5 protein-coding genes are annotated in these 9753 nt (G+C 68.6%); all 5 read right to left on the bottom strand.

Features of this window, described 5'->3' with window-relative positions; all coding sequences use genetic code 11:
* Positions 1 to 125: 125 nt before the first annotated feature.
* Positions 126 to 1931, bottom strand: coding sequence for a hypothetical protein (locus tag N4S67_RS06100; protein ID WP_260991985.1), 1806 nt, complete (start codon positions 1929 to 1931; stop codon positions 126 to 128).
* Positions 1915 to 2892 (bottom strand): UDP-glucose 4-epimerase GalE, encoded by a 978-nt coding sequence (galE, locus tag N4S67_RS06095; protein WP_260991984.1) that lies wholly within the window; start codon positions 2890 to 2892, stop codon positions 1915 to 1917. The genes N4S67_RS06100 and galE overlap by 17 nt, the downstream gene beginning before the upstream one ends.
* A 121-nt stretch (positions 2893 to 3013) precedes the next feature.
* Complete coding sequence (locus tag N4S67_RS06090) at positions 3014 to 4300, bottom strand: hypothetical protein (protein ID WP_390893233.1); 1287 nt, start codon at positions 4298 to 4300, stop codon at positions 3014 to 3016.
* Positions 4255 to 5574 carry a M1 family metallopeptidase gene (locus N4S67_RS06085; RefSeq protein ID WP_260991982.1) on the bottom strand — a complete coding sequence of 440 codons (1320 nt, stop codon included), beginning with the start codon at positions 5572 to 5574 and terminating at the stop codon, positions 4255 to 4257. The genes N4S67_RS06090 and N4S67_RS06085 overlap by 46 nt, the downstream gene beginning before the upstream one ends.
* A 44-nt stretch (positions 5575 to 5618) precedes the next feature.
* Positions 5619 to 9527, bottom strand: coding sequence for a Pls/PosA family non-ribosomal peptide synthetase (locus tag N4S67_RS06080; protein WP_260991981.1), 3909 nt, complete (start codon positions 9525 to 9527; stop codon positions 5619 to 5621).
* Positions 9528 to 9753: the final 226 nt, after the last annotated feature.

The following is a 9753-nucleotide window of genomic DNA, read 5'->3' as shown; positions in this document are numbered from 1 at the left end:
TTCGGGCTGTTGTCGTACTGCTCCCCGGTCTGCGGAGTGCCATCGCCAAACGTGGTCCGGGCGGTGTTCCACGTCGAGTAGAAGCCGTCCATCGCGCTCACCCGTCGATTATCGCAGGGGCGCAGCTACCCCCTCTGCGGAAGTTTCGGCGCCAGGAAACCCACCGGACCTGAGGCGATGCACACCGACAACGCCGCGGTGTTGGCCCGCACATCGATCGCGTTCCCCGCCCCCGCCAGTCGCACGAACACCCGGTTCAGCCCCGGCCGCACAGGCACCTTCACCTCGCCGCCCTCCGACAGCGACATCATCATCGAGCCGTCACTGTTCGCCAGGTAGTTGATCTCCGCGGTCCAATCGGCCGGCAACAGCGGCCCGTCCAGCGGCATCCGCACGGGAAGGTCCGGCTGGACCAGATACCCACAATTGGGCTGCGGGCCCTGCGCGATGCTGCGCACCCACGTCACCTGCGCGTCAACCACGCGGCCTGCACTGTCCAGCATCCGCAAGTCCGTTGTCGCACCGGCGAACTCCGGCCTGTCGCGCAGCAGCGCGAACATGTGACTCGCCCGATTCTCGGGACCGACCACCCGCTGCAGCACCATCGGGTCGGCTTCCTGATCCAGCATCGGCGCACTTGACCTTTGCGCCGCCCCCGCCAGCCCCGCCTGAGCGTTCTGTAGATACCCCCGCGCCGGGTTGTCGCGCCAACTGGCCAGGAAGGTCGTCGTCGAATACAGGCTGCTCGCGATGAAAAATGCCACGAGAGTGGCGATTACGACGCTCCGACCCCGCGACGCGACGAGCCATCGAGGTCCCGGGCGGTTCGGCGCGCACAGCCCCACCGCCGCCAGAAGCGTAAGCACCACAACGAGATCCGGCAGATACCGCAACGTCTGCGCCAGCTCCAGGGCGGTGAATTGCGAGGACCGCATCAGGTAGATCGGGATCTGGCACGCCACCGCGTAACCGACCGCCAACAACCACACCACGCCGATACGGCGCTTGCGCGCGAACGAGACCGCCACCACGGCCGCCAGCGCCACCCAACCCAGCACCATCACCGCCACCGGCGGCGTCCCCCATGGGGATGCCGGTGCCCAGCGCTGCCAATCCCACGGTCCACCAACCAGACCCGGGACAATGCCGTGGGTCACCGACCGTCCCAGCAATTCCAGCGTCATCGCGACGTCGCCGCTCCACCGCTTCTGGTCGACCACCACCAGGTAGACGACCGCCCACAGCGCCGTCACCACCAGCGCAGGCACCCACAGCCGCTGCCCGCGCCGCCACGCATCAGCCACCGAGCCTTGGCTCGTGACATGAGCCAACGCGCAGACCACCGCGAACGCGACGAACGGGATGACCGCGGCCTTCTCGAAGAACAGCAGGCCGCCGACGTACACCAGCAGACCAGTCGCCGCGTACCGCTGATTTTCGGTGCGCACCAGCATGATTGCGTCACCAACCACCCATGCCAACGCCGCCAGCATCGGCAGGGAGTTCAGCGCGGCGGCCCACCACGCGAAGCCGGGCACCCCCAGCGGTGTGAACAGGAAGAACGTCAAAGGCAGCAGTACCACCGGGCGCCAGCCGACAATGACATGCAGTGTGCGCAGCACCGCCAGAGACGCCAGTAGCTGCAACACCACCAGGCTCAGCGCCGGCCACACCCACTCCAGGGGCGCCAGCCGGGTGATCGCGCCCGCGACCAGAAACGCACCCGGCATGACGTGCCCGTCGTGGTCGTCGAACAGGTACGACAGTGAGAGCAGACTCTGCGTGCCCGCCCGGCCGATCAGGATCAAATCGTCCCAATAGAAGAAGCCGCCGAACGCCAGCACCGCGCGGATGGCCAGTGCCACGACGATCAGCGCTGCAGCGGTACGAGCAACCCAGGACGTCGCCAACGCGCTATCGCGGATACGCATCTCCAGCCCGCTGGCGCGCAATCCAGGCCGACCTCACCATCTCCTCCAGTGAATGCCGCATCTGCCAGTCGAGATCTCGGGCGGCGAGGTCGCCCGATGCGACGATGCGAGCCGGGTCGCCGTCCCGGCGCGGTGCGATCACCGGATCGAAGGTCACGCCGGTCACGTTGCGGATCGCCGTCATGATCTCGCGCACGGATGTGCCGCTGCCACTGCCCAGATTGTAGACGCGCTCGACGGGCGCCTCGGCGTCCAACCGGCGCGCCGCAGCGACGTGCGCCTGCGCCAGGTCTGAGACGTGGACGTAGTCACGGACACACGTACCGTCCGGGGTGGGGTAGTCGTCGCCGTTGATGCGCGGCGTCTCGCCTCGATAGAGCAAATCGAACACCAACGGAAACAGGTTGTGCGGGCTGACGTCGAACAGATCGTCTGCGCCCGACCCAACGACATTGAAGTAGCGCAGACTTGTGTGTCGCAGCGTCGTCGCGCGCGACTGGTCGCGCAGGATCCACTCGCCGACGAGTTTGCTTACCCCGTAGGGAGATTCAGGAGCCGTAGGTGTCTGTTCGGTGACGATGTCGACGTCGGGTGTGCCGTATGTGGCGGCGCTGGACGAGAACACCAACTTGTCCACACCGCGGGTCTGCATCGCCTTGAGCAGCGTGATCATCACTGTCACGTTCTGCTCGTAGGTACGCAGCGGCTCCCGCACCGAGACGCCGGCGTACTTGAAACCCGCGACGTGGATCACCCCGGTCACGTGATGCTCGGCCAGCGTGCGCTCGACACGCTCGCCGTCGAGTAGCGTGCTGCGCACCAGCGGTACCTGCGGCGGTACGAATTGTTCGAGGCCTGTCGAGAGATCGTCGATCACCACCACCGACAGGTTCGCGTCGAGCAGCGCACGGACCACATGCGCCCCGATGTATCCCGCTCCGCCGGTCACCAGCCAAGTCATGAGCTTCCCCTCGCCATCATGCGCAGCTCCTTCACGGCGTCCGGCCCGTTCTGCCAGGCGCCCAGAAGCCTTCGCCAGAGTTGCACCTCGGCAGCATAGGGTGCGGCTGTCGCAGCAGCCGTCATGATGGGCGCGTTCTGGCTAGCGCGCCCAGGTGCACCGCGATGCCGACGAACGGCCCGCACAGCAGCGCGACCACCGTGCGGGTCTCCAGCGACAGGGGAAGCAACAACAACAGCGTCGACGCGAGCGTTGCCGACACCCAGCCCAACGAGTAGGCGCGGTGCAGCGCGACCGCCACCGTCGCCGCGCCGGTCAGCGTCAACAAGGCGATCGCCACCGCGGCCGCCGTCAGCCATGCGAGCAGTGCCCCGTCGGCCCGGTAGTCCGCTCCGAAACCCGCGCGCAGCAGCCACGGGCCGACCGTCCCCGCGGCCACTACGCCGAGCAGGCCGACGCCGATCACCAGCCCGGCCGGTCCGGCCAGCGCTCGCAGCCGTCCGGCCCGCTGGTCCACAAAATAGGCGATGAGGTTGCCCTGCATCGCGGTCAACGGCACAAGCAGCGGCGCCCTGGTCAGTGTCACCGCGAGGATCACCACGCCGCCCGTTGCCCCGAGGTCGTCCGATGTCGCCTTCAGCAGCACCGGGAAGCCCATGACCAGGATCGCGCTGGCGCCCGCCGCGGCGATCGAGTGGGACGCGCCGCGCAGGAATGTGGCGGTGCCGCCGGGAGTCAACAGCCGCCCGGCCTCGCGCGTCACCGGCGACGCGACCAGCATGATCAGCCACGCCACCGCGCCGGCCACTGTGGCCCACAGGTAGCCGACCAGGCCCCAGCCCACGACGAAGGTCGCCGCGGCGACCAGCACCCGCAGGACGGCGTCGGCGACCATCAGCGCTCCGTACTGGGTCCAGTGATTCAAGCCCGCCAGCATTCCCAGCAGCGTGGCATGCAGGCAGAACCCCGCCAGACCGACGGACAGCAGCGCGACCGAAAGCCACCGCGCCGAGACGAACACATGTCCCGACCACAGCGGCGCGCTCACGACGATCACCACCGCGGCGGCCACCCCTACCAGCGCAGCCACCCGCACCGGAAGGGTCCGCGGGCCGACCGCGACTTCGATGTAGCGCGCCGACCGCACCTCCCGAGTCGCCTCCTGGAGCAGACCGAACGCCGCGCCGGTGGCCAATCCGAACGCACCCCAGAACACCCCGAACACCGAGAAGCCTGCCGGTTCCAGATCGCGGGCAGCCAGATACAGCACCGCATATCCGCACAGCGCGGACAGTGCCGTCGCGGCGCCGACACGGGCTACGCTGCCGCGCGTGATCGGCCCGGTGGGCGGGCCCGCCTCCGTCACGACGGCGAATCCAGCGCAGGCAGCTCCGTCGAGTAGAGCCACGCCTGGAACAGCGGTTGCAGCGATTCGGTGGTGTAATGCGATGCCAGCCCGGTGAAGTCGTCGGTGACAACGGTGCCGTGGCGATATCGTGTCGTCCAATCACGCAGCAGCGCAAAGAAATTGTCGTCGCCGATGCGCTTTCGTAAGACATGCAGTGTGAGCGCGCCGCGTTTGTACACGCGATCGTCGAACATGTCGCGCGCACCCGGGTCGGCGAGCAGCAGGTTCTGCGGTGAATGCGCCAGGCGATCGTGATAGCGGCGTGCCCAGTCCTCGGCACTGGGGCCGCCGGAGTTTTCTGACCACAACCACTCGGCGTAGCAGGCGAAGCCCTCGTGCAGCCAGATGTGGCGCCACCGCTGGGCGGTGACCGAATTGCCGAACCACTGGTGAGCCAGTTCGTGTGCGATCAAGCGTTCGGCGCTGCCCCGACCGTCGCAATGGTTGGCGCCGAAGATCGAGATGCCCTGCGCCTCGAGAGGGATCTCCAGGGCGTCGTCGGTGACCACGACCGTGTACCCGGTCGACAGCGGGTACGGCCCGAACAGCTTGGTGAACAGCTTCATCATTTTCGGCTGGCCGGCGAAGTCGTGATCGAAGTTGCGGCGCAACCGATTCGGCACCACGGCGTGCATTGCGACGCCGTTCTTGGCCATGCGGTGACGGTGGTAGTCGCCGATCTGCAGGGTGATCAGGTATGTCGACGTCGGCTCGGGCTGTTCGTAGGTCCACGTCGTCATGCCCGCGCGGGTGCGACGAGACACCAACTCGCCGTTGGCCAACGCGAAGTAGGGGCTCTCGGTGGTGATGCGAAGCCGCAAGCTCGCCTTCGCGCTGGGGTGGTCATCGCACGGGAACCACGACGCCGCCCCGTTGGGTTGCCCGGCGACCAGTGCGCCTTCGGTGAGCTCCTCGAAACCGACGTCGCCCCAGAGGGATCGGATCGGGCGCGGGCTGCCGCCGTAACGCACGACGATCGCCATCGCGGCGCCGGCGGGCAGGGCCTCGGCGAGCCCGATGTGCAGCTTGCTGCCCGACGACCTGAACTGAGCGGGCCGGTGCCCGTTGACCGACACCTTCGTCACCGTCAGCGCTTGGGACAGGTCGAGGGTGAACGTGCGCAAAGCCGCCAGCGTGACCGCGGTGATGGTGGCCGACCCGGCGAGCCGGTTGATCGCGACCTTGTATTCGAGGTCGAGTTCATAGCGCGACACCCGGTAACCGAAGTTGCCGTTGGCGGGAATGTACGGATCGATGACGGGCGGCTGCGACATCCCCCGCGCGTGCCCGTCCCCGCAGCCCCTCTTCTTACCTCTCGTCACGCGGCGTTATCTTCGGCTTTCTTCGCCGCCGACGAGTCGCGGCGCTTCTTACGGAACGCATTCCACGGCGCGATCGGATTGCCGAGCCAGCGGGTCGACGCCGGGACTTCGTCGCCGCGCATGACCAGTGAGGCCGGGCCGACGGTCGCGCCGACGCCGATGCGTGCTGCCGGCAGCGCCACGCAGTGTGGTCCCAACGTCGAACCCTGCTCGAGCACAACGGTATCCATCCGCATGATGCGGTCGTGGAACAGGTGGGTCTGCACTACGCATCCCCGGTTGACGGTGGCGCCGTCCTCAAGCGTGACCAGGTCGGCTTCGGGCAGCCAGTAGGTCTCGCACCACACGCCGCGGCCGATCGACGCGCCGAGCGCTCGCAGCCACACATTGATCACCGGAGTGCCGCTGGCGGCGCGCGCAAACCAGGGCGCCGCGACGGTCTCGACGAACGTGTCCGACACTTCGTTGCGCCAGACGAATGACGACCACAACGGGTGTTCGATGGCCCGGATCCGTCCGACCAGCACCCATTTGGCGACCACCGCGACGCCGCCGGCCACCGCGCCCGCGACCAGTAGCACGACGCCGCTGGCCAGCGCCGCCCATACCCAGCCGAACGTCACCGCCAGCCACTGCGCGGCTAACAGCACCCCGACGCCGATCGAAAAGGTCACGATCACAGGGATGAACCGGCAGGTCTCCACTAGGGCGCGCAGCGTCTTCAGGCGCAGCGACGGGTGGAACGTGCGCAGCGCGTCCGCTGCGGTCGGCTTGCGGCGCAACCGAACCGGCGGGCTGCCCAGCCACGACGACCCCGCCTTGGCCTTGTGCGGCGCCGCGGAGAGCACCGCCACCAGACCGTCGTCGGGCACCCGCCGCCCCGGCTGCGTGATACCGGAGTTGCCGAGGAACGCCCGCTTGCCGATGGTTGCCTTCGCCACATGGATCCAGCCGCCGCCCAGTTCGTAGGACGCCACCATGGTGTCGTCGGCCAGGAAGGCGCCGTCTTCGACGACGGTGAACTTCGGCGTCAGCAAGGCTGTCGAGATCTCCGTTCCGCGACCGACTTTCGCGCCGAGGAGCCGTAACCACCACGGCGTGAGCAGGCTCGCGTAGATCGGGAAGAGATAGTTGCGCGCGGCGTCCATCAGCCGCTCGGTCGCCCAGATCTGCCAGCCGATACGGCTGCGCACCGGGTGGTAGCCCTCGCGAAGCCGAAGCGACAGCAGTCGCACCCCGACGACCGTCAGCACCGCATAAGTCGCGAACGCGGCCAGGGTGGCGACCGGCGTCCACAGCGCTGCGGGCGCAATCGCCGACGACACCGATTCTTCGCCGTGAACGGCCCACCCGATGACGGCAAAACCTGCGCCGAGCGCGAGCAGCGGCAGGCCGCCGAGCAACACCGAGGTGATTCCGTACATCGCTACCCACACCGGCGCCCGCTTCGGCCGGTGGTCGGGCCAAGGGTGGCGGGCCTTGCCCGACTTCACCGCGGGCGAGCCCTTCCAGTACTGGCCGTTCTTGACCTTGCCGACCACGCCGGAGCCTGGCGCGACGTCGGCGTTCTTCCCGACGACCGATCCGGGCAGCAGCGTCGTGCGCGCGCCGACGGTGGCGTCGTTGCCGACGGTGATGCGCCCGACATGGAAGCGGTCGCCGTCGACCCAATGCCCGCTGAGGTCGACCTCGGGCTCGATCGAACTTCGGTGGCCCAGCTTGAGCATGCCGGTCACCGGCGGTGCGGAGTGCAGGTCGACGCCTTTGCCGACCGTGTTGCCCAGCGCACGGGCGTAGTACACCAACCACGGTGCACCCGCGAGATTCTCGGCGCCGCTGGCCTCTGCGAGCCGCTCGGCGAGCCACACCCGCAGGTGCTCCGGCCCGCCGCGGCGGTAGGTGCCGGGATCGAGTCCGGCCAACAGCATGCGCGCGAACAGCACCGCTATGCCCATTCGGCCCAGCGGCGTGACGAACAGACCGAAACCGGCGGCGATCCACCACCAACTGACCGGCACGGCCCACGGCACCAGATCGAGTTCGGCCGCGAGTTTGTTGACCGCGGCCAGCCACACCACCCACTGCAGACCCGCCAACGTGGCCAGCGGCAGCGACAAGGCCACCTGCACCGCCTGCGCCAGCCGCGGCGTCGCCTTGACGTCACGCGGCACGACGCGCTGCGGGGGATCCATTTCGTCGAGGTAACCGGCCAGCGACCCGAGCCGCGGATGGTCGTACAGATCGGCCACCGTCACCTGGGGGTAGCGCTGACGAAGTGCCGCGACCAGTTGCGCCGCCCCCAGCGATCCGCCTCCGACTGCGAAGAAGTCGGCCTCGGGCCCGTCGACCGTCGCGCCGAGCACGTCACGCCACAGACCGGCCAGCCAGCCCATCGTCCCCTCCAGGCCCGACTCCTGCGCGTCCTCGGCGTCACCGACCGGCCATGGCAGCGCATCCCGGTCCACCTTGCCCGACGTGCGGGTCGGTAGCTCGTCGACGAGGACCAGTCTCGGCACCAGAGCTGCCGGAAGCGTGTCGGCCAGATTCGCCCTCGCCGCGGCGATGTCGAAGGCGGGATCGGTGCTGGCGATGTAGCCGACAAGCAGCGGTGTGCCGCTGGCCGTCTTGCGCACCGCGGCCGCGCCACCGCTGACACCCGGCAGATTGACCAGTGCGGCGTCCACCTCACCGAGTTCGATGCGCCGCCCGCCGACCTTCACCTGGTCGTCGGCGCGGCCCACGAAATATAGCCCCTCGGCCTCCATCCGCACGAGATCACCGCTGCGGTAGGCGCGCGACCAGCCGAGCGTCGGCATCGGCGCGTACTTGTCGGCATCCTTCTCGGGATCGAGGTAGCGCGCGAGGCCGACGCCACCGATCACCAGTTCACCCGTTTCGCCGGCGACGACCGGAACACCGTTCTTGTCGACGACCGCCAGATCCCAGCCCGGCAACGGCAGCCCGATGCTGACCGGGGCCCGCCCGGTCAGCCGGGCCGCGCACGCCACCACCGTCGCCTCGGTGGGGCCGTAGGTGTTCCACACCTCGCGGCCCTCGATTGCCAGCCGCTCAGCCAGCTCGGGCGGGCATGGCTCCCCGCCGAAGATCAGTAGCCGCACCGCCTCCAAGGCCTCGGCAGGCCACAGCGCCGCGAGCGTCGGCACCGTCGACACCACGCTGATGTCGCGCGAGACCAGCCACGGGCCCAGGTCCATGCCGCTGCGCACCAGCGAGCGTGGTGCCGGGACCAGGCACGCGCCGTGCCGCCAGGCCAGCCACATCTCTTCGCATGACGCGTCGAAAGCAACCGACAAACCAGCCAGCACCCGGTCACCGGGTCCGATCGGATTGTCCTGCAGAAAGATTCGCGCTTCGGCATCGACGAACGCCGCCGCGCTGCGGTGGGTGACCGCAACGCCCTTCGGGGTGCCCGTCGACCCCGACGTGAAGATGATCCACGCGTCGTCGCGACCCAGCGGTGCCGCAGCGCGCCACCCGCGCGAGGAGCCCGGCCCGCGCACCATGCCCTGCTCGGTGATGACCGCGACGACCTTGGCCTCGTTGAACACCAGATCGGCGCGTTCGGGTGGATCGTCGGCGTCGACGGGCACATACGCCGACCCGGCGGCCAGCGTCGCGAGGATCGCCACGTACAACGCGTAGCTGCCCGACGGCATCCGGATGCCGATGCGGTCACCGCGTCCGATGCCGCGTGCGGCGAGCCACGCGACGCTCTCCTCGATGTCGGAGACCATCTCGGCGTAGGTCAGCTGCACGTCCCCGTCGTCGAGTGCGGGTGCGTCCGGATGGCGGGCGGCGGTCTCGTAGAGGATGTCGATCAGCGTGCGCGGCTCGGGTGCGTACGGCGACAGCACGTATTGAGCGGGAATCTCCAGCGCCGTCACGGCTATAAAACTACTCAGTCGACGCGGCGGAGCGTCCGCGCCGCACGCGGTGTCTCCGTGCGGTTTAGCTTCCCCGATTACCGTGAACCCAGGTCACCTGGCAGAATCGGGCGTGAAGTCATGGAGGGGAGTATTCCTTCGCCGCAGTGCCGTCACCACGTCGACCGTCATCGGACGACCGGTGCTGCGGGCCGACACGGCAAGTCGTGGCGGTGGAAGAGACCTC

The sequence above is a fragment of the Mycobacterium deserti genome (assembly GCF_025345615.1).
Lineage (GTDB): Bacteria > Actinomycetota > Actinomycetes > Mycobacteriales > Mycobacteriaceae > Mycobacterium > Mycobacterium deserti.
Note: the sequence above shows the minus strand (reverse complement) of the source record. Positions and strands in the feature narration are given on the sequence as shown.

Coding starts and splice junctions, on each gene's coding strand:
- N4S67_RS06100 (WP_260991985.1), bottom strand. CDS start 1,931: ATGCGTATCCGCGATAGCGCGTTGGCGACGTCCTGGGTTGCTCGTACC.
- galE (WP_260991984.1), bottom strand. CDS start 2,892: ATGACTTGGCTGGTGACCGGCGGAGCGGGATACATCGGGGCGCATGTG.
- N4S67_RS06085 (WP_260991982.1), bottom strand. CDS start 5,574: ATGTCGCAGCCGCCCGTCATCGATCCGTACATTCCCGCCAACGGCAAC.